The organism is Pectobacterium sp. F1-1 (genome assembly GCF_025643735.1).
Lineage (GTDB): Bacteria > Pseudomonadota > Gammaproteobacteria > Enterobacterales > Enterobacteriaceae > Pectobacterium > Pectobacterium colocasium.
In genome coordinates, this window is sequence record NZ_CP104733.1 from 1,770,831 (window position 1) to 1,795,791 (window position 24,961).

Genomic DNA, 24,961 nt, shown 5'->3' on the forward strand with positions numbered 1-24,961 from the left:
GTGACAGAAACGCGTATTCGAGTTGGCGAAGAGAGCTTCAACGTTGGGGATGAATATCAGTGGCTGGCACAGTGTGATGAAGACGGCGCGGTGGTGACGTTCACGGGTAAGGTGCGTAATCACAATCTGGCGAAAGACGTCAGCGCGTTGACGCTGGAACATTACCCCGGCATGACGGAAAAGGCGCTGGCGGAGATTGTCGCTCTGGCGCGTGAGCGCTGGGAACTGCCGCGGGTGAGCGTGATTCATCGTGTGGGGGCACTCTATCCGGGCGATGAAATTGTGTTCGTTGGCGTGAGTGCGGCCCACCGTAGCGCGGCGTTTGATGCCGCCCAATTCATTATGGATTATCTGAAAACCCGCGCGCCGTTCTGGAAACGCGAAGCGACGCCGGAAGGTGAACGCTGGGTGGAATCACGCGACAGTGATAAACAGGCCGCGCAGCGCTGGTAGTCCATTTCTGTGTTAGGATAAAAGGATGGCGGGGAGAGAATATTCAGTCTCGATCCCCCAAACAGGCGGTTCGCGCCGCGTTAATCAGACAACTTTATGCAAAGGTAACATCATGGACAGATATCCACGCTCGGGTTCAATTGTTGAGCGCTCGCAGTCTGGTCTCCAGGCCTATATGGCACAGGTTTACGGCTGGATGACCTGCGGCTTGCTGCTAACGGCGTTCGTCTCCTGGTACGCGGCGAATACGCCTGCCGTACTGAATTTTGTTTTCTCCAGCCAGATCACGTTCTTTGGACTGATCATCGCCCAACTGGGGCTAGTCTTTGTCATCTCCGGCATGGTGCAGCGCCTGAGCGGTGCGGTCGCCACATCGCTGTTTATGCTTTATTCCGCACTGACGGGGCTAACGCTCTCCAGCATCTTCATTATGTATTCCGGTGAATCCATCGCCAGCACCTTTGTGATTACGGCGGGGATGTTTGGGGCGATGAGCCTCTACGGCTACACTACAAAGCGGGATTTGAGCGGTTTCGGCAGTATGCTGTTTATGGCGCTGATCGGTATCGTGCTGGCTTCGCTGGTGAACCTGTGGCTGAAGAGCGAAGCGCTGATGTGGGCGGTAACCTATATTGGCGTGGTGGTGTTTGTCGGGCTGACGGCATATGACACCCAGAAGCTGAAAAACATCGGCGAGCAACTGTCCGTTGATGACAAAGACAGCTTCCGCAAATACTCCATCGTCGGCGCGTTGACCCTGTACCTCGACTTCATCAACCTGTTCCTGATGCTGCTGCGTATTTTCGGTAACCGTCGTTAAGGACAAGGCTATAACCTAAATGCTTTACTGCGTTATGTGAGTCAGTGCAAAAGGTTTCGGGCGTGTCAAACATAGCGTTTTTTGTGCCTCATCACACGCCCGACAAGGAGCGCTCAGTTGCCGCAGCTCCTTGACCTATGGCTGTTTGGCGTTAATTGTGCCGCTACGCGGTACCTTCGGCGCTCGTGACCGCTATTCGTGCCGCCAGTGACGCGTTTACTCGCCCCATAAATGGGGCTCACCCTTCGGGTCAGCACAAGTGCCTGTTCAAAAACGGCTATTGCGTTTTTGTCCGACGCGGCACTGGCTTTCGCGGCGTCCTGCCGCTCACTCGGCGGTCACGTTACCTCAGCACAATTTTTTACGCCACCTGGTTATCTTTTTTCCTTACCTGCTATTACGCAATATTTCGCCTAAAAATGGCGTAAGCGGCTGAACCGGTGGTCAGCGTGATGATAAGCAGCGGCCAGAGACTGCCCCAGATAATGCTGAAATCCGCATCCTTGAGGTAAATCTGTTTGGTGATGTCGGTAAAGTGGCGAATCGGGTTAATCCAGGTCAGATCCTGCAACCAAATCGGCATGTTCTCAACTGGTGAAACATAGCCGGAAAGCAGAATCGCGGGCATCAGGAAAACGAACACGCCGATAAACGCCTGCTGCTGCGTGGCGCAGAGCGAGGAAATCAGCAACCCAAAGCCCACCAGCGACAGACCGTAGATGAGCATTGCGGTGTAAAACAGCAGTAGCGATCCGGCGAAGGGAATATGGAAAATCAGTATGCCCGCCAGCAGTACGATCGTGGCCTGAAAGGTGGCGACAATCAGCGCAGGTATGGCTTTGCCAATGAAAATCTGGCTGGTGGACAGCGGCGAAACCAGCAACTGTTCCAACGTACCCTGTTCCCGCTCGCGCGCCACAGAGAGCGCCGTCACAATCAGCACGCCGATGGTGGCGATCATCGCAATCAGCGATGGCACCACAAACCATTTGTAGTCCAGATTCGGGTTATACCAATGGCGCACCACCTGCTCGCTATTGTTTGAATTTGAATAGTTCTGACTGGTGGTGTTTTGAGTGGGTCTGGCCGCCAGCAATGCCAACTGATAATCCCGCACGATGTGCTGCACATCGTTGGCGGCGATCTGCGCGCTGTTGGAACGTCTGCCGTCCAAAATAAGCTGAAGCGATGTGGTGTTCCCGCTAGCGATATCGCGAGAGAACTGCGGCGGGAAGCGCAGGATGAGAAGCGCACGCTGATTATCCAGCGTCGGAGCCACGTCCTGCGGGCTATGCAGCATCAGCACGTGAGAAAAAGACTTCGCCTTGGCAAAGCGCTGCGTCAGCTCAATCGCATGAGGGCCGTTATCTTCGCTGTAAATCGCAATGGTCGCGTTGGTGACGTCGAGTGTCGCGGCGAAAGGAAACAGGGAAACCTGAAGGATAACGGGCAACACCAGAATAGCGCGCGTTTGTGGATCGCGCAGCAGCGATTGCAGTTCCTTAATAATCAGCGTCCACAGGCGATGCAGCATAGTCGCTCCCTAATCCAGTCTGCGCCGGGTTTGCCAGGCCGTCAGGCCAATAAAGACCATCGCGGAGAGAATGAGAAACAGCAAGTTAGTGATCAGCACCGTGCCGATATTTCCCGCGAGAAACAGCGTTTGCAGCGTGCTGACGAAATAGCGTGCCGGGATAATGTACGACACGCCACGGACAAATTCCGGCATGCTGTCGATTTCAAAAATAAAGCCGGACAGCATGATGGCTGGCAGAAAAGCCGCATTCAGCGCCACCATCGCGGCGTTGAACTGGTTGCGGGTGAGGGTAGAGATCAGCAGCCCCATACCCAACGTGCTGGCCAGGAACAAACTGCTGATCACAAACAGCAACAGCAAGGAGCCGCGATAGGGCACCTGCATGATGAAGGTTGAGACCAGAATACACAGCGTCATGGCGATCATGCCAAGAAAGTAATACGGGATGAGCTTCGACAGCAGCAGCTCGGCACGGGTGACCTGCGTAGAGAGCAGCGCCTCCATTGTCCCGCGCTCCCACTCGCGTGCGATGACCAACGACGTGAGAATCGCACCAATCACCGTCATGATGATGGTAATCGCACCGGGAATGATGAAATGCTGGCTGATGGCGGCCGGGTTAAACCAGTAGCGCGATTGCACCTCGATAAGTTGTTCGAACGTGCCGCCGCGATCTTCCGCCCGCTGCTGCTGCCACAGCAGCCAGATGCCTTCCGCATATCCCTGCACAAAATTCGCCGTGTTGGGTTCGCTGCCGTCGGTGATGACCTGGATCGGCGCGCGATCGCCCGGCCGCGCCAGCCGTTCGGCAAAATCGGTAGGGATGACGATCAGACCGCGAATGCTGCCAGCCTGCATCTGTTGAATCAGGTGCTGACGATTATTGCTGATGGTCGGTTCAATAAACGGCGAGGCCGCGAAGGTCTTCGCCAGATCGCGTGCGTCTTCACTCTGCTGCTCCAGCAGGATGCCAACATGGAGACGGCTGGAATCCAGATTGATGCCGTAACCGAAGATAAACAGCAGCAGCAGCGGAATCACGAACGCGATCAGCCCGCTGCTGGGATCGCGCAAGATTTGGCGTGTCTCTTTCAGGCATAACGCCCGCAGGCGACGCGTGGAGAAATGTGTGCTGCCGTGCTGGTTGGTTTTATCTTGCTCAACGCTATTCTGTTCAACCATGTTCCGCCTCCCCGTCGTACGCCTGAATCAGTGCGATAAACGCTTCTTCCATGGTGGGGGAGGGCGTCTGTGTGCTGGCCGCCTGATGCTTCAGTTCGTCCGGCGTGCCGCTGGCGATCAGCTTGCCACGGTACACCAGCCCGATGCGATCGCAGTATTCTGCTTCATCCATGAAATGCGTGGTGACCATTACCGTGACGCCGCGATTGACCATGCCGTTGATGTGAATCCAGAATTCGCGCCGGGTCAGTGGATCGACGCCGGAGGTGGGTTCGTCGAGAAACAGAATATCGGGTTCATGCATCAGCGCACAGGCCAGCGCCAGCCGCTGCTTAAACCCCAGCGGCAGGGCATCCGGCGTCTGGCGATAAATGGGCTTGAAGTTGAAGGCGTCGGTCATCCCCGCCATTTTATCGCGCTGCGCTTTGCCTCTGAGACCATAGACGCCGGAGAAAAACCGCAGATTCTGTTCGACGGTCAGATTGCCGTACAGCGAGAACTTCTGCGCCATGTAACCTAAATGCTGGCGGGCTTTGCCTGAGCTGGTTTTCAGATCCATATCGAGCACCAGCGCTTTGCCGTCAGTCGGCACCAACAGGCCGCACATCATCTTGAAGGTGGTCGATTTTCCTGCACCGTTTGGGCCAAGCAGACCGAAGATTTCTCCGCGTTTCACCTGAAAACTGACATGATCGGTCGCGGCGAAATCACCAAATTTTTTCGTCAGCGCCTGAGCTTCAATCACCGTTTCACCACCGCTGACGTCAATCTGCGGCATGATGCTTGCCAATGATGAATCACTGGCCGGACCGCCACCCAGCAGGTCGATAAAGGCATCTTCAAAGCGCGGATCGGTGTCGTGCAGACAGCCTGCTTCCAACTGCAAAGCGGAGAGCAGCGATGATCGATCCGCGTCGGGTCTTAGCATCAGCCTGACGTATTGCCCCTGAATCACACCGTCGCTCACCTGTGGTAAACGCAGCGCGTCCTGCAATACATCCCGATGTCGGCGATCGCCGGTATCAATCAGGATACAGCGCCCCGCCATACGGGCAGTCAGATCGCGTGGCGCGCCGCGGTACAGCAGCTCGCCTTCGTTCAGTAACAGCACATCCCGACACTGTTCCGCTTCATCAAGATACGACGTACTCCATAGAATCAACATGCCGTCGTCGGCCAGTTCGTGCACCATATGCCACAGTTCACGGCGAGAAATCGGGTCGACGCCCACGCCCGGTTCATCCAGCAGAAGTACCTTGGGCTGCCCGAGCAGCGTACAGGCCAGCCCCAGTTTCTGTTTCATGCCGCCGGAGAGTTTGCCCGCCAGCCTGTCGGTAAAGCGGGTCAGGTCGGTAAACGACAGTAGGCGCTCGAAGGTTTCTTTGCGTACCTCGCCGGTGATACCGCGCAAGTCGGCATACAGCGTCAGGTTTTCCATGACCGTCAGATCTTCATACAGGCCGAATTTTTGCGGCATGTAGCCCAAAATGGCATGGAGCTGGCGATCGTCTTTGATGGGATCCAGATTCGCCACGCGCAGTGTCCCCTTGCTGGGGGTTAATAATCCCGCCAGCATACGCAGCAAGGTGGTTTTACCTGCGCCGTCTGGGCCAACTAATCCGGTTACGGCACCGCTACGTATCTCGGCAGTAAGGCTGGCGAGTGCGGGCTTTTCCTGTCCGGCAAAGCGCTTTTCCAGTCCGTCCAGCGCGATCTGCGCGGGAGCGTTAGTCATGGCGCACGGGCTCTTGAGTGCGATTGGCCTCTTCCGCCACCTCTTCAAAGCGTAGTGTAACCGGCATCCCCTGACGTAACCCGTCATCGGGATCGTTAACGACGATGCGCAGGCGGTAAACCAGGTCGGTGCGAAGATCTTCGGTTTCGACGCTTTTCGGCGTGAATTCGGCGCTGGGTGAAACAAAACCGACTTTGCCACGATAGGGCTGATTGGGGCGCCCATCGGTGTAAATCAGCATGTGACTACCGGGTACGACGCGGCCGAGATCTTTCTCGCTCACGTAGGCGCGTACCCAAACCGGGCGAGTGAGAGAAAGGGTGAAAACGGTACTGCCCGCCGCCAGCATGCTGCCTTTTTCAGCGGCGCGGGTGAGGATTACGCCGGGAGACGGAGCCAGCAATTCGGTATCCTGTTTATCCAATTCCGCCTGTGCCAGTCCGGCTGCGGCTTGCGCCACCGCTGCCTGCGCGGCGGCGATTTCCTGTGGTCTATTGCCACGCTCGAACTGGCTCAGCTTGTCTTTTGCCGCCTGTAACGTCGCCAGCGCCTGGCTACGTGCCGTTCTGGCATCATCCAGCATGTTGGCAGAAATAGCGCGTTTATCCCACAACCCCTGCTGACGCTGGTAGAAACTGTTGGCGTAATCATAGGCCGCTTGACTCTGGGCAACCTGAGAGCGCACCTGCGCGATCTCTTCCTGTCGGTAACCCTCCTGTGCCAGTTGGAGCTGTGCCTGAGCGCTGGCAAGGTTCGCCTGCGCCTGATGCTGTGCATTCAGATAGGGCGCGGCATCAAGCGTTGCCAGCGGCTGGCCTGCCTGCACCGTATCACCTTCATCAACGTTCAACTCAGCCACTCTGCCGCCAACACGGAAGGCCAGATTTACGGTGCGAATATCCACATTGCCGTAGAGCGTTAGCGGTTTTTCCTGCTGTTGCTGGTGGTGATAAAAACCATAACCCGCACCGAGCAGGACAAGAACGAGGGCAGCGAACGCCAGTTTTTTCTTGTTCATCACGCATGATTCCTTTGTTGGCAAGCGGCAGGGGATACGGCAGCAGCGATCCCGCAGGCCGTTAAGCGGTGTCGGCGTCTCTTATTGATCTAAGTGATTAATAATATGACGAGTTACAGGTCTTTATGGTGATTTAGCGTGATCTGTTTCACAAAAATGCACGGCATCTGGCGAATACCTTCAGACATACCCGCCCCTATCTGGCACAACACCTTCATTTTGTTAAAAAAGTGAAAATAAATCGGCGCTATTGTAATTTATTTTATTGAATGATAATAATTGTTATTAGCAATTACATAGTGAGCTGGTGGCATTGATGCAGCGCATAGGGTGGAAAACCTCTGTGTTTAATGCCTGAGCCGGTAATAACCCGCCAAGATGTTTCGCGTGAAGCGCAGCATTTTGGCGTTTTTTTGTCTGTGCCGAGGTGGTTGTTTTCAGCTAAGCGCCTCGTCACAAGCGGTGATTTTTATTCACGACGGGATACATAACCAAAGGGGAAGGACAGTGAACCAGATGCGCACTTTACTCGCATTGATGCCATGCGTGCTGATTGCTCCGGCGTATGCACAGGATGACACGACGAAAAAGGATGAGGCGAGCGGTGATGAGATGGTGATTACCGCCTCACGCTCTAACATCCAGCAGCAGAAAGCGCCGCAGGTGGTCACGGTGATTACCAAAGAGCAAATTGAGCAGCAGATGCAGGTCACCTCTGACTCGTCGCAAATTCTGAGTAATCTGCTGCCTTCGTTCTCCCCCAGCCGTCAGAAAATGAGCGGCAGCGGTGAAACCTTCCGCGGCCGTGCTGCATTGGTGATGATCGACGGTATTCCGCAATCTAATCCGCTGCGTCCGACCGGGCGTGAAATGCACACTATCGATTTTTCGATGGTGGAACGCGTAGAAGTGATTCACGGCGCGAACGCCACCAACGGGATGGGCGCGACGGGCGGGGTGATCAACATCATTACCCGTCGGCCGGAAAACGGTTCATTTAATCAACATGTCAATGTGCAAACCACGCTTCCGACGGAAAAGATTCGTGGCGAAACCGCCAGCTATAAAACCACTTATCGAGTCGATGGACGTGAAGACTATCTCGATTACCTGTTCTCGATTGGCTATGAGAATCAGGGGTTGTATCTGGACGGCAATAATCGGCCTGTCGGCGTGGATAACACACAGGGCGACACGATGGATTCGCGAGCCTACGATTTTATGGGGAAAGTGGGTTACTGGCTGGATGACTATCAACGTATCCAACTGAGCGTGAACCGCTATAACATTAAAAATGAGAATAACTATCTGAGCGTGGATGGTATCCGTAGCCAGGGGCTCCCGACGACGTCAGTTCGGGGTACTCCACGGGGTGAAGCACCCCATAACAGCATATGGACGACCGGCTTTACTTACGAAAACCATGATCTTGCAGGAATGAAACTGTCGGCTCTGCTTTTTAACCAGCGCTATGAAGCATTATTTGGTGCGACGAACTCGAGTACGTTTCAAGATCCTGCGATAGCGCCTAGAGGGTCGCTGTATGATCAATCTCGCTCCGTCGCCAATAAGTACGGCACCAAGCTGGCGTTGACCAAGGACGATTTACTGGACGATACGCTGAAAATTACGGTCGGTTTCGATACCCTGTACGATAAAGGGAAGCAGGATCTCTACCTGACCCAGCGTACCTATGTACCGGAAACAGAATACACCAACTATTCCCCTTTTATTCAGGGGGAGTATCAACTGCTGGATAATGTCACGCTGCATGCTGGCATTCGTCATGAAATCGCCAAACTGAAGGTCGGCGACTACCAAACGCTAGCGTCTAACAATGGTGTGACGGTACAAGGCGGTAGTCCGAAATTTAATGAAACGCTGTATAACGCGGGTATCATCTATGCGGCGACAGATTCGCTGAGTCTGTTTGCCAACTACTCGGAAGGGTTCGGTATGCCGGATGTGGGTCGTGCGTTGCGGACCATCAAACGTTCAGGCGTTAGTCTGAAAAACTTTGACGGTTTTAAGCCTATTGTGACGGATAATGTAGAGACAGGGTTCCGTTTTAAGCGGGATAAGTTTGATTTTGAAGCCAGCTATTATGAGTCCAAATCGAAACTGGGCGAAAACGTGACGGAGAGTGGTGGCGTATTTTTGTCCGAACGCCAGCGCACACAGATTCGTGGTGTTGAAGTGACCGCGGGCTATCAGATCAACGAACAGCACAAAGTTAATGCTTCCTATGCGCACAGCGAAGGAAAATATGACGACAATAAAGACGGCAAAGTGGATACAAAATTCAACGGCCTGAATATTGCGCCGGATCGGGTCATCGCCAGTTGGTCGGCGAACTGGAATGATCAATGGAGCTCGTTTGTACAGGCGAATTATGCTTTCAGTCGCAGCTTTGACGATGCGGGATTGGCGTTTGACGGCTACCTGCTGATGGATGCGGCGGTGGGGTATAAATTGCCATATGGCCGCCTCAATGTCGCGGTGGCTAACCTGCTGGATAAGCAATACATCACCTACTATTCGCAGGCTGGACTTAATAACAACACGCGCTATTTCTCCGGGCGCGGTCGTACGGTGACACTGGGTTATTCGATTGATTTCTAAGCGTAACTACTTTAATCACGTCCTCCATTCAGCAACAAGGCAGCGTCTTACGCTGGCCGTCCTGTCGTGCTTTCTGTTGGTGGCGTTGGTACAAGCGGCTGAACCGCCGCGTCAGATTCGCCATGCGTTGGGCGTGACCACCGTGACGGGGACGCCGCTACGTGTCGTGACGCTGTTTCAGGGGGCGACGGATTCTGCCGTGGCGCTGGGAATCCAACCGATTGGCGTCGTGGAATCGTGGACGGAGAAACCGATTTATCGCTACCTTCGCCCCGCATTGCAGGGCGTGACGCTGGTTGGGCTGGAAACGCAGCCCAGTCTGGAAACCATCGCGTTACTCAAGCCCGATCTCATTGTGGCATCGGCGTTTCGGCATGAGAAGATCTACGGCCTGCTAGCGCAGATCGCGCCGACGATTGCGCTGGATAAGGTCTCTGAATTTAAAGAAACGGTACAGATGATGGGCGTGGCGCTGAACCGGGAAGATAAGGCGCGCGAGATTTTATCCCACTGGAATCAGCGCGTGGATGCGCTGCGCGATCGGCTAAAAGCGCGATTCGGTGAACGCTGGCCGCTCAGCGTTTCCATTCTCGAATTCCGTGAAGATCACATGCGCAGCTACCTGCCCGCCAGCTTTGCCGGATCGGTGCTGTCGGAGATCGGCTTTGTCTGGTCGCGGCCGGAAAGCTACACAGCAGGTGTGATGCAAAAGCTCACCAGTAAAGAGAGCATTCCGGTGGTGGATGCCGATCTGTTCTTTGTGCTGCTGCGTTCAGGCAAGCCCGCGGTCGAGCAGAATTACCGGGATTGGCAGGCGCACCCGCTTTGGCAACGGCTGCATGCGCCTCAGCAGCAACAGGTGTATCCGGTGGATAACGTAGCCTGGAGCCTGTCTGGCGGTATTTTGGGCGCGAATAACATGCTGGACGATATTGAGCGGCAGTTCGCTGGCAACATGGAGCCTGCTGGCAAAAAAACCGATGGCACAAAGGAGAGTCAGACGCGATGAGAAAGTGCATCGTGACGGCAGCGGGTATTGCATTACTGTTGCTGAGTATCATCGCCAGCCTGATGCTGGGGCAAACGACGATTTCATTTGGCACCGTGTTTAACTCGCTGTTCCATTACGATCCGCAGCAGATCGACCAAATACTGGTGTTGACGACTCGCCTGTCGCGAACGGTGATTGCCATCGTCGTCGGTGCCAGCCTTGCCGTAGCAGGAGCCTTAATGCAGGCGTTGACGCGTAATCCGCTGGCCTCGCCGGGGATATTCGGTATTAACGCCGGAGCCATGTTTTCTGTTGTCCTGTTGTCTTCGCTGTTGACTTTTTATTCGCAGATCGCGCTGGCGTGGACGGCCTATCTGGGCGCGGCCGTTGCGGGCGTGATGGTGTACGTGCTGGGAACGCTGGGCAATGCGCGTTCCAGCCATTTACGCATTGTGCTGGCCGGTGCCGCGATTAGCGCACTGTTTATTTCGTTCACGCAGGCGCTGCTGGTGATCAATCAGGACGGACTGGACAGCATGCTGTTCTGGCTGGCCGGTTCGGTGTCTGGGCGCAACCTGTCGATGCTGTTACCGCTCCTGCCGTACTTTGTCATAGCGCTATTCCTTACGCTGCTGCTGGCGCGTCACCTGAATATTCTGGTGGCGGGCGACGAGATCGCCAAAGGATTGGGGCAACGAACGGCGCTGGTGCGAGGATTGTCCGGGCTGTGCGTGATCGGGCTGGCAGGTGGTGCTGTGGCGATAGCCGGGAATATTGGTTTTATCGGGCTGATTGTGCCGCATATTGTGCGTCGCGTGCTGTCAACCGATCACCGCTGGCTGTTGCCCGGTTGCGCCATTTTTGGTGCCTCATTGCTGCTACTGGCCGATGTTGTTGCACGTTTACTGATCGTGCCACAAGAAGTACCGGTTGGTGCAATGACGGCGCTGTTGGGTGCGCCGTTCTTCATTTATCTGGCGAGAAAGGGGATGCGGCATGGGTAAGGTGTGGACCGTGCGCGTAGGGGCGGTGTCGCGCCAGATTGATCGCCGTACCTCTGCGGTGGCGCTCTCGCTCCTGCTGGTGGTGTTAGCCGTCATGTTTCTCTCGCTGTCGCTGGGTGAGGTGGTGATGTCTCCTGCGCAGGTGGCGTCGGCGCTGCTGGGAAAGGCAGACAGCGGCGTGCATTTTATCGTCAACGACCTGCGTTTGCCGCGTGCGCTGCTGGCGCTGTTGGTAGGCGGCGCGTTGGCGATATCCGGCTTGATTCTGCAAAGCATTGTGCGTAACCCGCTGGCCTCGCCGGATATTCTGGGCATCACCAGCGGCGCCTCGGCGGCGGCAGTCTTCTTCCTCTCGTTTCTGGCAACGGCGATCAGCCAGCGTTGGCTGCCGCTGGCGGCCATGGGCGGGGCGTGGATCACTGCTGTCGTTATTTATCTGCTGGCGTGGAAGCAGGGCGCTTCGCCGCTGCGGCTGGTGCTGGTTGGCGTTGGGCTGTCCGCTATTATGGGTGCGGCGGTGACGATGATGCTGGTGTTTAGCCCGATAGGCACCACGCTGACAGCCTACGTGTGGCTGACGGGCAGTATTTATGGCGCGCAGTGGCAGCAGGTATCGGCGCTGGCGGGTTGGCTGCTACTCGGTGCACCGTTTCTGGTGGGGCTGGCGCGGCACGTTAACGTGCATGAGCTGGATGATGCGCTGGCCTGCGGTGTCGGCCAGTCTGTCGGGCGCATTCGGCTGGCGTTGCTGACGCTGAGCGTTGCGCTGGCAGGCGCGGCGATTGCCTATGCGGGCGCGATGGCGTTTGTCGGCCTGCTGGCACCGCATATTGCGAAAAAGCTGGCGAGCCGTTCATTTCCCGGTCTGGCGCTGGTATCGGCACTGACGGGCGGCTTATTAGTGATGGTGGCTGATTTACTTGGCCGCACGGCGTTCCTGCCGTTGGATCTGCCTGCCGGCATCTTTATCTCCGTACTTGGGACGCCTTTCTTTATCTATTTATTGCTTCGGCAACGCTATTGAGATTGCAAGATTATGCCAGAGAATGTGCAGCCAACATGCATCCCCCATACTAACTGCGATGCGATTGCCAGCCAGTCGCTGACGCTGAGCTACGAAAGGCAGGTTGTGATCGATGCGCTGGATATCACGCTGCCAGCTCGGAAGATTTCGGTGCTGGTGGGTAGCAACGGCTGCGGTAAGAGCACGCTATTGAAGTCGTTTGCCCGTCTGCTGAAACCCGCGAGCGGGACGATTATTGTCAACGGAGCGGATATCCATCGGCAATCCACTGTTGAGGTAGCGAAATCATTGGCGATTCTTCCGCAAACGCCGACCGCGCCGGAAGGCCTGACGGTCTACCAACTGGTGAAGATGGGGCGTTACCCGCACCAGTCGTGGCTAAAGCAGTGGTCGACAACGGATGAAGAAAAAGTGCTTCAGGCGTTGCGCAGCACCGGTGTGCTGGCATTAAAGGATCGTGCGGTGGATTCGTTGTCTGGCGGGCAGCGCCAGCGCGTCTGGATCGCGATGACGCTGGCGCAGGATACGGATATCGTCCTGCTGGATGAACCCACGACTTATCTCGATCTGGCGCATCAGATGGAGGTGTTGGACTTGCTACGGGAGTTGAACCTTCAACAGCAGAAAACCATCGTGATGGTGCTGCATGATTTGAATCTGGCGTGTCGCTATGCGCATCATATGGTGGCCGTCCATAATCGAACGGTGTTTGCGCAGGGCAATCCGCGTGACATTCTCACCGAAGCCACGGTAAAAACGGTGTTTAACCTGAACTGCCGCATCATTGACGATCCGTTCTTCGGTACGCCGCTGTGTATTCCGTTTGGGCGTGAAGCGGTGGATACGGTAGCCGATGTCGGCTAATCGTCTGACGCCGCAGCAGTGGACGATGCTCTCCGGCACACTGCAATTAACGGATGCCACACAGCGGACAGGGCAGGAGAGCTGCCCGAGTCGCAGAGTGTTAGATCCTGATTATTGCCGCGGGTTATTGGCAACGCTGACGCCGTTACTGCTGTCGCCATCGATCACGATTACCGCCTCGCTGCTGGCAAAGCGGATCGGGTTCTTAACCACGGCCTCCAGTTTGTACGCTATGTCGGTATATAACAAAGGGCTGAATATGACGCTGGATAACAGCGTGCTGGAATTCGGACACGATCGCCTATGGACGTCAACCATGCCGCTTTACGATCTCACGGTGTCCCAGCCGGAGTGGGGAACGCGGGAGGCATGGCGCGATAGCCTGTTCGACACGCTGTTTGCTCAGCATTTGTCACCGATTCTGCATACGCTGTCGGCGGTGTCGGGCGCGCCGCTGCGCATCCTGTGGGAAAACGTCGCAGTGCGGGTGTTTTCATTATATGAACAGCGTATTGAGTGGGACGATCCGGCGGCTGTGTGTGCACCGGGAATGACGCTGGCACAGCAGGTGCAGCAGGACTTTGACGCCTTACTGGCTGCGCCCGGTGAACGTTTCGGCTGCGATGAGAATCCGCTAAGACCGTTCTTTCGGGCGAAAACGCGGGTTCCGGTGGCGGGGCGCTCGGTGCGCTTTCGCCGCACCTGCTGTTTTTATTACAAGGCGTCGCAGCCACAGGAATACTGCCAAAATTGCCCCTTATTGCGCCCAGAGAAACGCGGGCAAAAGCGCATTTAACGCGCTCATTCATACTCTTGCCGCGGCGACGGGCTGCCGATAGCGAAAAAGTGCACTACCGTAGATAAAAATCCCTTAGTGCTCATAATCTCTGCTACAATCGTCGGCAGTCATGCACCGTAGTTGTGCCCGTTCATCGTGGTTGTTGCGTATGTCGTTGTTTTACGTAAATGGTTATATGAGTTGTTACGTTAATAGTGGCCCGTCAAACCCGCCTTACTGACCCTCTGAAAACTACACCGGCTGCTGTCCGGTCAGAGCGGATCTGGAGTTGTTCTTTTTATGTCATTTGATTCTCTCGGCTTGAGTGCCGATATTCTGCGCGCGATTGAAGAGCAGGGTTATCGCGATCCTACCCCTGTACAGCGTCAGGCGATTCCTGTGGTGCTGGAAGGACGCGATTTAATGGCCAGCGCACAAACGGGTACGGGTAAAACGGCGGGCTTTACGTTGCCGTTATTGCAACTGCTGACCAGCCGTGAAGCGCTGCATAAAGGGAAAGGCCGCCGTCCGGTACGGGCGCTGATCCTGACGCCAACCCGTGAGCTGGCCGCGCAGATTGATGAGAATGTGAAGGCGTACAGCAAGTATCTGCGCCTGCGTTCACTGGTCGTATTTGGCGGTGTGAGCATTAACCCGCAGATGATGAAACTGCGTGGCGGCGTGGATATTCTGGTGGCGACACCGGGGCGTCTGCTCGATCTGGAGCATCAGAACGCCGTTGACCTGTCACAGATTGAAATTCTGGTGCTGGATGAAGCGGATCGCATGCTGGACATGGGCTTTATTCACGATATTCGTCGTGTACTGGCGAAGCTGCCAGCTAAACGCCAAAATCTGCTGTTCTCCGCCACCTTCTCTGATGAGATCAAAGCGCTGGCGAACAAATTGCTGACCAATCCCGCCTCGGTTGAAGTCGTGCGTCGTAATACGCCGTCTGAACTGGTGACGCAGCACGTGCATTTTGTCGATAAGCGCCGCAAGCGTGAACTGCTGTCACAGCTGATTGGTGAAAACAACTGGCAGCAGGTACTGGTCTTTACCCGGACTAAACACGGCGCTAACCACCTCGCTGAGCTGCTGGAAAAAGACGATATTACCGCTGCGGCTATCCACGGTAATAAAAGTCAGGGGGCGCGTACGCGTGCGCTGGCGAACTTCAAAGATGGTAGTATTCGCGTGCTGGTTGCCACGGATATCGCCGCACGCGGTCTGGATATCGACCAACTGCCGCACGTGGTGAACTATGAGCTGCCAAACGTGCCGGAAGATTATGTTCACCGTATTGGCCGTACCGGTCGTGCGGAAGCGACGGGTGAAGCCTTGTCGCTGGTCTGTGTGGATGAGCACAAGCTGTTGCGTGACATTGAACGCCTGCTGAAGCGCGAGATTCCGCGTATCGCTATTGAGGGCTATGAGCCGGATCCGTCTATCAAGGCCGAGCCGATTGTGAATGGCCGTCAGGGCAACCGTGGCGGCGGTGGAGCGCGTAACGGGTCTCCTCGTGCGCAGTCTGGTGCGCCGTCCGGGCAGTCTGAGCGTAGTCAAGGTCAGAGTGAACGCCGCTCGGCCGATGGCAATCGTCAGCCGCGTAAAGCAGGCGGCAATAGCGACAGCCCTTGGGGTGGTAATAGCGGCAATAAAAGTAATAAGGGCAATGGCGAAGGACAACGCCGCGCGCCACGTCCGCAAAACCGCAGTAAGCCAGCGGACAAGTAAAAACGATAGGGAGCCAGACGGCTAATGCCGAACGTTTAAGAATCAAGATACCGAGGGGTACCACGGTGACAGGTATCCCTTCGGGTACCTCATCACTGTGTTTCCCTCTAAATCCACACTTAAATAAACAGAATTATTGTCAAACTAAGAGCATTGTTGAACATGTTCCACCTAATCATTTTTCTTCATAATCGAGAAATACAGAAATGACAATACTCATAATTTGTCCAGTCTACTATTTTTGTTGCCCATCGACTGTCATCACATAATGTAGAGATAACTGGCTACTCAATAGCTTCGCCAGCCAATAATTCCCTTCAACAGTTCGACTATTATGCAAAACTATTTGACAACAAACTCTTAATGCTATTATTAGCATTTCCGGTGATCGCCTGAACGATCACCTTTAATGGAATGAACACTCTACCCTAAATAATTCTAGTTTCAGGAAGGCTGCAAGCGAGGGAATCCCGATGAGCTTACACGGGTAAATTATTCGGGTGACTGAACGCGGCCAACACATGCAACTTGAAGTATGACGGGTATATACTGGATTATTTAGAGTCTAGCGTTTATTTACTTATTATTTCCATCATCTTTTATATTCCCAATGAACCCACCAGTGTTTGACCAATTTGTTTTTTTAACCTCATAAGGTTCCACTAATTCACCTTGCAATTGTTCAGAAAATAACTCTTTTATTGGAATATTGTTTTTTTCCAATGCAGGGCGCTCTTTAGCGTTCCATGTATTTTTCTGGAAAGCATCACTTTGAACATAGGGATCGTTTTCTGATACAGCATGTATCGATGTAGCTTCCCCTGTAACTTTATCTGCATAACGCATTGACATTATGTCCCAAAGAATATGTGGAGTGGAATGTTTTGATGATGAGATGTACTCCTTAGCATCTGTCTTGTTTAGTCCCGTTTCTGCCATCATGTCAATTCCAGTGCTATTGACACCTTTTTCTATAATATCCTTTTTGACTGAATAACTATCATTGCTTGATGCTGTCCCATCAGTATATTTAAATCTTTCTTTTATAAAAGAAAAGCTATCTTCCTCACCGCTATAGTTATGCAATGCATGGCCTCCTTCCGTCATTTCTAACGTCACTCCCCCCGTCTTTTTTGCCATCTCCTGAGCCGTCAGCATTGCAGAATGCACAACTTTACCGTCCTGCATGCTGCTACCACTCCAGAAATGTGCTCCATTGTGAGGCGAATTCATATTGGATGTTGCTGTAAAGGCGCCAAGACGCTCCAGTTCCATATTGCGATTCATTACAATATCTACTGCATTCTTGAATAGTCCAGTTGCCTCTTTTTCTTGTAATTTTTGTCTTAGTGAAAACTGAGTATCATCTGCTTTCTGTCCATAATTTTTTGCACTAATAATATTGGGGTCAGCTTTTTTATTTAGATCAGTTGGATATGTAATCTGTTGAAAATTCGTTTGATTCAATGACTTTCTTTTTATATCATCCGGGGTTGCATTTTTTATATTAGGATTACGTGCAGGCCAAGGGGTAATCTGCCCAGAATGAGAAGAAGATGCATCTTTTTTTTGATTCCCAACATCTTTTTTTTCTATTTCTTTTTCCCCTCCAGTACTCAACTCTATATTCTTATTTTGTATTACCTTATTGTTAATTTTCATGGGCATGATGTAACTCCGTAGGTGTATTTTTAATTTAACTATTAATTTCAATGTTTAATGTTAGAGTGTTTTTTATTTCCACCCTAATTTTAGGTGGTTTTTTATCTGAAGAAGTTCCCTCAAAACAAAGAGAAATTTATAAATAAAAACAATATAATTTTATAATGATTAGTTATAAAAAATTTATTTTAATATAATAAGTAATGGGTTTTCATGTCGTTAATATGAACAAAAAAATGGATTTTTTTCTCGCCAGACGTTTAATATGAATTCGCGAATTAATGTTATGTCGTTTAATTCGTTACTAAATACCTTACCTGCCCGTTAGCATGATTGAACAGGCATTAACGCTCACTGATACCGTCACGCTGCGCAAGCGAAAACTTCCCCTTGAGTCCATGGTGCGCTATATGAACGCATCCCGTTTGCAAGGCTTCCGTTGTGTTGACGTTGACGGATAGGTCGCAGCTCTATATCCGGCCTTATTGCAGCCTGTGCCGCGGGCCTCGATGAGATTCGCCGACTTGCTCCTTATTCTCCTGGCGGGCTTTATGCCCGACACACCATTCAGGTTTAGCAAGTCCCGGTCTTACCTGTCGTTGTCATCACGCTGGCTGCCCTCGCAACCTTTCCGCATTCATCCTTTTGTTAAGGGTTAATGGTTTTCAGCATCCGCTGTTAATACGGCCTGATGCTGACGTAATCTTTCCGGTACTCCCGTTCGTGCGCCGCCACCGCCCACACCGTGCGCGCCAGTTTGTTGGCCATCGCGACTATCGCCACACTGGTCGGCCGCCGTTTCTTTAACTCCGTTATCCACGGTCCCGGCTCTTTCGCCAACAGGCTCGCTGCCCTCGCTCCATGGATAAACAGCGTACGCAGGTAGGTGTCACCGCGTTTGCTTATCCCCGGCAGGCGAACCTTGCCGCCAGTGCCGGTCTGTTTTGGGACGAGTCCGACATAGGCCGCGAACTCCCGTCCCGACCGGAACGCATGAGCCTCGCCCATCGTAGCCACCGCCGCCGTGGCTATCAGTGGCCCTACGCCGGGTATAGCCATCAGCCGTCGGCAGGTCTCGTTCTGTTTCGCCAGCGCCGTCAGTTGTTGCTCAATGCCGTTAATCTGAGCATCCAGCTCACTCAAGCGACGGTGCTGCTCTTCAATCTGGGCGATGAGGAATAGCGGCAGGCGGTTTTTCAGCCTCTCCAGCGCCACGGGCAGAGCCTTGTCCAGCGCGGTACGTCCTTTGCGTACTGTTTCACCAAATTCGAGCAGTAAGCCATGCAGGGCATTGGTCTGCGCGGTGCGGAACTTCACCCACTGGCGGCGCATGCGATGCAGTGCCAGAACGGCCTGCTGCTCTTCGCTCTTTACGGCAATCCCCCGTCCCGGTTGCTGGACCGCCATCCATATGGCGCGGGAGTCCATGACATCGTTCTTGTTGCCCATCAGGAAGGCTTTGACGAATTTCGCCTGAAGCAGGCGAACCTGATGACCAAGTTTCTTCAACTCCCGGGCCCAGTGCTGAGAGCCGCCACAGGCTTCCATACCAATCAGGCAGGGTTCACGGTTGCTGAAGAAGGTCAGAACATCCTGACGTCGCAGCTGTTTATCCACCACTTCGCCGCTATGTTTGTCGATGAAGTGAACCTGAATCAGGTGTTTTGCGATATCAACGCCAACAGGGGTATAGTTATTCATGTGTGGAGTCTCCAGTCAGGGGAACGATGAGTATCCCGTTATAGGCACGATGATGCCGGAAATCTGCGAGGCTCCACACCCCGTCTTTCAGCCTCTGTGCTACTCGTCAAATAGTTGGGATGCGTTCATCTCATTCTCTTGATTCTCTATCGGCTTACAAAGACAAAGTATCTTTCTACAGCCTGGACGGGATACGGAGCAAAAGAGGCTGGAGGCCGCTGGAACAGTGTTGGCACCTCAATGGTTTATGTATCAGAAACCGCATAGCTTACGATGCTGGAGACGCTGGTACATCTGCATGCAGCGCAGATCCTGGATTATTACACGCTAATGCGTATCGAGGTGCCTGAAGATCAGATTCAGAGTGCCGATATGGACGAATTGCCAGACAACTGGGCTGCTGAAGAAGCGCCGCCAGATCTGGCTATATACGGTGATGCGAGGATCTTTACCAAAGGTTCGATAGCGTTGCGAGTCCCCAGCGCGCTATCGCCCGTGGAGTATAACTACCTGTTGAACCCAGAACACCCAGATTTCTACGGGATCATTCAGAGGGCAGAATCTATACCGTTCCAGTTTGATAGTCGGCTAAAGCCTGATCGTAAATAAGGAATACGGCCTGACGCCGTCGGTGCTGCGACTGGCGCAGAAATAGGTATGTTTTACCGAGGCGGACAGGTGTCCGCCTCGTTCTTTTCTGAACGTGCTTATTTCGCCGCCAGCAGGCATAAATGCAATGCCACTTCATACGATTTCACAAATGACGGCACGGGTAAAAACTCAAACCGCGAGTGGAAATTGTGCGCGCCGGTAAAGAAGTTCGGTGTCAGCAACCCTTTGGCGGACAGCGCAGCGCCGTCCGTGCCGCCACGCATCGGCGTTACTTTAGGCTCAATGCCCAGTGTGTCCAGTGCGGCAAACAGCAGGTCGATAGCCCTGCGATCGTCAGTGATGGCGTTGCTGATATTGCTGTAGATATCGGTGAGGGTATAGGTCACGCTGCCCGTCGGATATTGGGCAGCAATCTTGTCGGCAATTGCGGCGATCTGCTGTTTACGTTGTTCAAACGTGGCTAAATCAAAATCGCGGATAGACGCTTTGAGCTTCGCTTCATTGGCATTTGCCGTCAGATCGTTAAACCAGACATAGCCTTCACGCCCCTCGGTGTGCTCCGGCGTCTGCTGGCGATCAAACTGGCTGATAAAATCGTGCGCCATGAGCAGCGGATTGACCAGCACGCCTTTTGCCGACATCGGGTGCGCTGGCACGCCGGTAAAGCGAATTTCCGCCGAGGCCGCATTGAAGTTCTCATACACTACTTCACCCAGTTCGCAGCAGTCGATGGTGTAGGCAAAATCGACATCGAAGCGTTTGAGATCGAGCGCTTTCGCACCACGCAGCCCAATTTCTTCGTCCGGCACAAAGGCCACTACGATATCGCCGTGCGGCGTCGTGTCGGTCAGGTTCTCCATGAGCGTCATCACCACGGTAACGGCAGCCTTGTTATCCGCGCCGAGTACGCTTGTGCCATCGCTGAATATAATGTCCTGCCCGACATACGGCAGAATTTCCGGGTGTTCCGCCGTGCGCAGCCAGATGTCCTGTTCAGCATTCAGGCACAGGTCCTCGCCGGTAAAGCGCAGCGTCTGCGGATGAATATGCGGCGATAGGCCGACGTCCACCGTATCGATATGGGTAATAAAACCGATGCGCGGGGCGGACGGACAGTTGCCCGGCTTCACGGCGGTTACGGTGGCATGCTCATCAATCACTACGTCTTGCAGACCCAGCGCAAGCAGCTCGTCTGCCAGCAGTCGCGCCATCTCATGTTGCTCCGGGGTGCTGGGCAACGTTGTCGAACTGGCATCGCTTTGGCTGGTGACGGCGAGGTAACGGTAAAAACGCGTGCTGAGCTGATGAGCCAGACTGTCTGTCATAACGAATCCTTTTTATTCAGTACGTTTATTCAGTAATAGCGTTGATTATTATCCTAACGTAGAAATTATTTCATTCGAGGGTTTTATTTGTCATTTTATTGCCATGCTTTTCTATTTCAGACAGTGGCAGTCAGAAAGCAAATGCAGTAAACGGGGCACGAACAACACTAAATGGGAAACGAATGACACTACAAGTGAGGACTGGAATGAAAAAAACAGGAATACGATTTACGCTGGCAGCGTTGACGCTGGCGCTCGCCTCAGCGGCCTCGGCGAATACGCTGGTGTACTGCTCTGAAGGATCGCCGGAAAATTTTAACCCGCAGCTTTACACCTCCGGCACCAGCGTGGATGCCAGCGCGGTACCGATTTATAACCGCCTGGTGGATTTTAAAGTGGGTACTACGGAGCTGATACCGAGTCTGGCAGAGCGTTGGGACATCAGTGCCGATGGACGCGTGTATACCTTTCATCTGCGCAAAGGCGTGAAGTTCCAGAGCAACAAATTTTTCAAACCCTCACGTGATTTTACCGCCGACGACGTGATTTTCTCCTTCATGCGGCAAAAAGACCCGCAACACCCCTATCACAGCGTCTCGAAAGGCACCTATGCCAATTTTGAAAGTCTGGCCTTTGGCTCGCTGATTCAGAGCATCGAAAAAGTGGACGACCATACGGTGCGCTTTACGCTCTCCCATGCAGAAGCGCCGTTTCTGGCCGATTTAGCCTGGTACTTCGCGTCTATCCTCTCTGCGGAATATGCCGACGCGATGCTCAAAGCCGGGACGCCGGAGCGTGTGGATATGGAGCCGATTGGTACTGGGCCTTTTGAATTAGCGCAGTATCAAAAAGATTCCCGCATTCTGTTTAAGGCGTTTCCCGCCTATTGGGAAGGCAAAGCGAAGCTGGATCGGCTGATTTTCACCATCACGCCGGATGCCTCCGTGCGTTATGCCAAGCTGGAGAAGAATGAATGTCAGGTGATGCCGTTCCCTAATCCTGCCGACCTGCCGCGCATGAAAGAGAACAAGGATATCGTGCTGATGCAAAAGGCCGGGTTGAACACCGGTTTCCTGTCGTTCAACACCCAAAAAGCGCCGACGGATAACGTGAAAGTGAGGCAGGCGTTAACGATGGCGATTAATAAACCGGCGATTATCGAAGCCGTTTTCCAGGGAACGGGCACGGCGGCGAAAAACCTGCTGCCGCCGGGCGTCTGGAGTGCGGATAGTGAACTGAAGGATTATGACTACGATCCCGAGAAGGCCAAAGCATTACTGAAAGAAGCGGGCTTGGCGGAAGGCACCACGATCGAACTGTGGGCGATGCCGGTACAGCGCCCGTATAACCCGAACGCCCGCCGGATGTCGGAGATGATTCAGGCTGACTGGGCGAAGGTGGGCGTGCAGGCCAAAATTGTCACCTTCGAATGGGGGGAATACCTGAAAAGAGTGAAAGGAGGCGAGCATCAGGCCGCGTTGATGGGCTGGACAACGGCGACGGGCGATCCTGATAACTTCTTCGGACCGCTCTTTACCTGCACAGCTGCTAACGGCGGTTCCAACTCAGCAAAATGGTGTTACGCACCGTTTGATAAACTGATTACCGAAGCGCGGGCGTCGCAGGATCATGAACAGCGTATTGCCCTGTACAAGCAGGCACAGCAGATGATGCACGATCAGGCTCCGGCCGTCATGATTGCGCATTCCACCATCTTTGAGCCAGTCCGCAAGGAAGTGACCGGCTATGAAATCGATCCATTCGGGAAGCATATTTTCTATCAGGTCGATGTGAAGAAGTAAGACGCAGAAAGTCCGGCACGTGCTGTGCCGGACTCAGACCGTTGACAAACTTATTTGTCGAACGAAAACGGTAGTAACGGAATAGAAGAGTAAAGCGTTTGCGCCAGGGATGGCGCAATCCGAGCGTACAGGGATGTATTTACAGCGTCTTTACGATCTATCCGTTACTACCGCTCTACGGGCTCTGGTGTGGTGCGGTTATTCGGCTTCGTCGCCGTAATACAGTTTACCGATGCGAATAATATCGCGTCCCTGTGATTTTCGATGCTTGTTGGAGTCGCGCAGAGAATAAATGCAGCCGCAATACTCCTGTTGATAGAAACGTTCGCGCTTGCTGATTTCGATCATGCGCGATGAACCGCCGCCTTTGCGCCAGTTGTAATCCCAGTAGGTGATGCCGGGATATTTCTGCGCGGCGTTCTGGCCACATTCGTTAATCTGCTGCATGTTTTTCCAGCGGGAAATTCCCAGTGAACTGGAAATGACGCTAAAACCGTTTTCTGCGGCGTACAGCGCGGTGCGCTCGAAGCGCATATCGAAACACATGGTGCAGCGAATGCCACGTTCGGGTTCCCACTCCATGCCTTTGGCGCGCTCGAACCAGTTATCCGTATCGTAGTCGGCATCGATGAACGGCACGTTATGCTGTTCGGCGAAGCGGATATTTTCCTCTTTGCGGATCAGGTATTCACGCTGCGGGTGGATGTTAGGGTTATAAAAGAAAATGGTGTAGTCGATGCCAGAAGCGGTGATGGCTTCCATGACTTCACCAGAGCAGGGCGCGCAGCAGGAGTGCAGCAGCAGCTTGTCGGCATTATTCGGCAGAGAAAGCCGCGGGCGTTGCAGCGCAGCGGTTTTGACGTTCTGCATAGTTTTGATGTTCGACATAATAAATAGTCACTTCGTTGTGGTCCGTTAGGACAGTGTCGGCTCAAATTCGTCACGAATTATTGATGATATACTCACAAGAGGCAACCTCTGCGCCCGTCCTGCCTTATCTTTCCCGTTGCGTTCCTCGTACAATACCCCCTAAGATTGCCTGCTTTTTTAGCCGTGCAATGAATGGCTGTGATTAACGATAAAATGGTTACCGAGTAGCGTTATGCGTGTTCTGCTTGCCCCGATGGAAGGTGTTCTCGACTCATTAGTGCGAGAACTGTTGACTGAAGTAAATGATTATGACCTGTGCATCACCGAGTTTTTACGCGTGGTGGATCAGTGTCTGCCGGTGAAGTCCTTTTATCGCCTTTGCCCTGAATTGCACCACGCCAGTCGCACGCCGTCCGGCACGCTGGTGCGCGTGCAGCTACTGGGACAATATCCACAGTGGCTGGCGGAAAATGCGGCGCGGGCCGTTGAGCTAGGTTCGTATGGCGTCGATCTCAACTGCGGTTGTCCGTCCAAGCTGGTGAACGGCAGCGGTGGCGGGGCGACGCTGTTAAAAGATCCCGAGCTGATTTATCAGGGCGCGAAAGCGATGCGTGAGGCGGTGCCAGCTCATCTGCCGGTTACAGTGAAAATACGGCTGGGCTGGGATTCCGGCGATCGCCAGTTTGAAATCGCCGACGCGGTGCAACAAGCGGGCGCAAGCGAACTGGTCGTGCATGGTCGCACCAAAGAGGATGGGTACAAAGCCGAATGCATTAACTGGCAGGCAATAGGGAAAATCCGCCAGCGATTGCGGATTCCGGTGATCGCCAACGGCGAAATCTGGGACTGGCAGAGTGCGCAGGACTGCATGGCGACAACGGGTTGCGACGCAGTGATGATCGGGCGAGGGGCGCTGAATGTGCCGAACCTGAGCCGCGTGATTAAGTATAACGAACCGCGTATGCCGTGGCCGGAGGTCATGCTGCTGCTACAAAAATACGTGCAGTTGGAAAAACAGGGCGACACGGGAATGTATCACGTCGCACGCATCAAACAGTGGCTGGGCTATTTGCGTAAAGAGTACGACGACGCCACCGAGTTATTCAGCGAGATCCGTACCTTGAAAACATCGGCAGACATCGCGCGTGTGATTGGTGAGCCGTAGGCGCTCACCGTTTCCCCACTTTTGCCTTCCCACTCTTCGTGTTTTCATCACGCTGTTCA

Annotated in this window: 19 protein-coding genes and 2 pseudogenes; 13 read left to right on the forward strand and 8 right to left on the reverse strand. The window is 53.7% G+C overall.

The window, feature by feature from the left end; all coding sequences use genetic code 11:
• A complete protein-coding gene (gene moaE / locus NAL19_RS07755) occupies positions 1 to 453 on the forward strand; it encodes a molybdopterin synthase catalytic subunit MoaE (protein WP_263059324.1) in 453 nt (150 codons plus the stop codon).
• Positions 454 to 565: 112 nt separating this feature from the next.
• Positions 566 to 1,273 carry a Bax inhibitor-1 family protein gene (locus tag NAL19_RS07760; RefSeq protein WP_010280929.1) on the forward strand — a complete coding sequence of 236 codons (708 nt, stop codon included), beginning with the start codon at positions 566 to 568 and terminating at the stop codon, positions 1,271 to 1,273.
• Positions 1,274 to 1,670: 397 nt separating this feature from the next.
• On the opposite strand, the gene NAL19_RS07765 is transcribed toward NAL19_RS07760, so the two are convergent.
• The 4 genes from NAL19_RS07765 to hlyD are packed head-to-tail and all read right to left on the reverse strand — an operon-like array spanning position 1,671 to position 6,745.
• The gene (locus NAL19_RS07765; RefSeq protein WP_263059325.1) at positions 1,671 to 2,807 is read right to left on the reverse strand and encodes an ABC transporter permease; all 1,137 of its coding nucleotides are present in this window, start codon (positions 2,805 to 2,807) and stop codon (positions 1,671 to 1,673) included.
• A gap of 9 nt (positions 2,808 to 2,816) precedes the next feature.
• Entirely contained in the window at positions 2,817 to 3,992 is a 1,176-nt protein-coding gene (locus NAL19_RS07770; RefSeq protein WP_263059326.1) for an ABC transporter permease, read from the reverse strand.
• The gene (locus NAL19_RS07775; protein WP_263059327.1) at positions 3,985 to 5,727 is read right to left on the reverse strand and encodes an ATP-binding cassette domain-containing protein; all 1,743 of its coding nucleotides are present in this window, start codon (positions 5,725 to 5,727) and stop codon (positions 3,985 to 3,987) included. The genes NAL19_RS07770 and NAL19_RS07775 overlap by 8 nt, the downstream gene beginning before the upstream one ends.
• Positions 5,720 to 6,745: a secretion protein HlyD gene (hlyD, locus tag NAL19_RS07780; protein ID WP_263059328.1), complete on the reverse strand. Its 1,026-nt coding sequence runs from the start codon at positions 6,743 to 6,745 to the stop codon at positions 5,720 to 5,722. Before hlyD ends, NAL19_RS07775 begins: the two co-directional genes overlap by 8 nt.
• 516 nt (positions 6,746 to 7,261) lie before the next feature.
• Between hlyD and NAL19_RS07785 the strand changes: the two genes are divergently transcribed.
• The 7 genes from NAL19_RS07785 (at position 7,262) to rhlE (ending at position 15,765) form a co-directional block, all read left to right on the forward strand.
• Positions 7,262 to 9,367: a TonB-dependent receptor gene (locus NAL19_RS07785; protein WP_263059329.1), complete on the forward strand. Its 2,106-nt coding sequence runs from the start codon at positions 7,262 to 7,264 to the stop codon at positions 9,365 to 9,367.
• The gene (locus NAL19_RS07790; protein ID WP_263059330.1) at positions 9,357 to 10,376 is read left to right on the forward strand and encodes an ABC transporter substrate-binding protein; all 1,020 of its coding nucleotides are present in this window, start codon (positions 9,357 to 9,359) and stop codon (positions 10,374 to 10,376) included. Before NAL19_RS07785 ends, NAL19_RS07790 begins: the two co-directional genes overlap by 11 nt.
• A complete protein-coding gene (locus NAL19_RS07795) occupies positions 10,373 to 11,362 on the forward strand; it encodes a FecCD family ABC transporter permease (RefSeq protein WP_263059331.1) in 990 nt (329 codons plus the stop codon). The genes NAL19_RS07790 and NAL19_RS07795 overlap by 4 nt, the downstream gene beginning before the upstream one ends.
• Positions 11,355 to 12,386: a FecCD family ABC transporter permease gene (locus tag NAL19_RS07800; RefSeq protein ID WP_263059332.1), complete on the forward strand. Its 1,032-nt coding sequence runs from the start codon at positions 11,355 to 11,357 to the stop codon at positions 12,384 to 12,386. The genes NAL19_RS07795 and NAL19_RS07800 overlap by 8 nt, the downstream gene beginning before the upstream one ends.
• 12 nt (positions 12,387 to 12,398) lie before the next feature.
• Positions 12,399 to 13,250, forward strand: coding sequence for an ABC transporter ATP-binding protein (locus NAL19_RS07805; protein ID WP_263059333.1), 852 nt, complete (start codon positions 12,399 to 12,401; stop codon positions 13,248 to 13,250).
• Positions 13,240 to 14,046 (forward strand): IucA/IucC family C-terminal-domain containing protein, encoded by an 807-nt coding sequence (locus NAL19_RS07810; RefSeq protein ID WP_263059334.1) that lies wholly within the window; start codon positions 13,240 to 13,242, stop codon positions 14,044 to 14,046. The genes NAL19_RS07805 and NAL19_RS07810 overlap by 11 nt, the downstream gene beginning before the upstream one ends.
• A 282-nt stretch (positions 14,047 to 14,328) precedes the next feature.
• Complete coding sequence (rhlE, locus tag NAL19_RS07815) at positions 14,329 to 15,765, forward strand: ATP-dependent RNA helicase RhlE (RefSeq protein ID WP_263059335.1); 1,437 nt, start codon at positions 14,329 to 14,331, stop codon at positions 15,763 to 15,765.
• A 576-nt stretch (positions 15,766 to 16,341) separates the two neighbouring features.
• On the opposite strand, the gene NAL19_RS07820 is transcribed toward rhlE, so the two are convergent.
• Complete coding sequence (locus NAL19_RS07820; RefSeq protein WP_263059336.1) at positions 16,342 to 17,433, reverse strand: hypothetical protein; 1,092 nt, start codon at positions 17,431 to 17,433, stop codon at positions 16,342 to 16,344.
• Between the two features lie 326 nt (positions 17,434 to 17,759).
• Between NAL19_RS07820 and NAL19_RS21800 the strand changes: the two are divergent.
• A pseudogene (locus tag NAL19_RS21800) lies at positions 17,760 to 17,831 on the forward strand (hypothetical protein); the annotation flags it as partial.
• Between the two features lie 274 nt (positions 17,832 to 18,105).
• Here the strand turns inward: NAL19_RS21800 and NAL19_RS07825 are convergent.
• Positions 18,106 to 19,128, reverse strand: a complete 1,023-nt coding sequence (locus NAL19_RS07825) for an IS110 family transposase (RefSeq protein ID WP_263058599.1) — start codon at positions 19,126 to 19,128, stop codon at positions 18,106 to 18,108.
• Positions 19,129 to 19,266: 138 nt separating this feature from the next.
• On the opposite strand from NAL19_RS07825, the pseudogene NAL19_RS07830 reads away from it, so the two are divergent.
• Positions 19,267 to 19,737: pseudogene (locus NAL19_RS07830) on the forward strand (RES family NAD+ phosphorylase).
• Between the two features lie 98 nt (positions 19,738 to 19,835).
• Here NAL19_RS07830 and pepT read toward each other — a convergent pair.
• Positions 19,836 to 21,065 (reverse strand): peptidase T, encoded by a 1,230-nt coding sequence (gene pepT / locus NAL19_RS07835; protein WP_225087705.1) that lies wholly within the window; start codon positions 21,063 to 21,065, stop codon positions 19,836 to 19,838.
• Between the two features lie 206 nt (positions 21,066 to 21,271).
• On the opposite strand from pepT, the gene NAL19_RS07840 reads away from it, so the two are divergent.
• A complete protein-coding gene (locus tag NAL19_RS07840; protein ID WP_225087706.1) occupies positions 21,272 to 22,867 on the forward strand; it encodes an ABC transporter substrate-binding protein in 1,596 nt (531 codons plus the stop codon).
• A gap of 198 nt (positions 22,868 to 23,065) precedes the next feature.
• Here the strand turns inward: NAL19_RS07840 and NAL19_RS07845 are convergent, their stop codons facing one another.
• Complete coding sequence (locus NAL19_RS07845; protein ID WP_225088125.1) at positions 23,066 to 23,737, reverse strand: epoxyqueuosine reductase QueH; 672 nt, start codon at positions 23,735 to 23,737, stop codon at positions 23,066 to 23,068.
• 232 nt (positions 23,738 to 23,969) lie between these two features.
• Between NAL19_RS07845 and dusC the strand changes: the two genes are divergently transcribed.
• Positions 23,970 to 24,902 carry a tRNA dihydrouridine(16) synthase DusC gene (gene dusC / locus NAL19_RS07850; RefSeq protein ID WP_225087707.1) on the forward strand — a complete coding sequence of 311 codons (933 nt, stop codon included), beginning with the start codon at positions 23,970 to 23,972 and terminating at the stop codon, positions 24,900 to 24,902.
• The last annotated feature ends 59 nt before the right edge of the window (positions 24,903 to 24,961 follow it).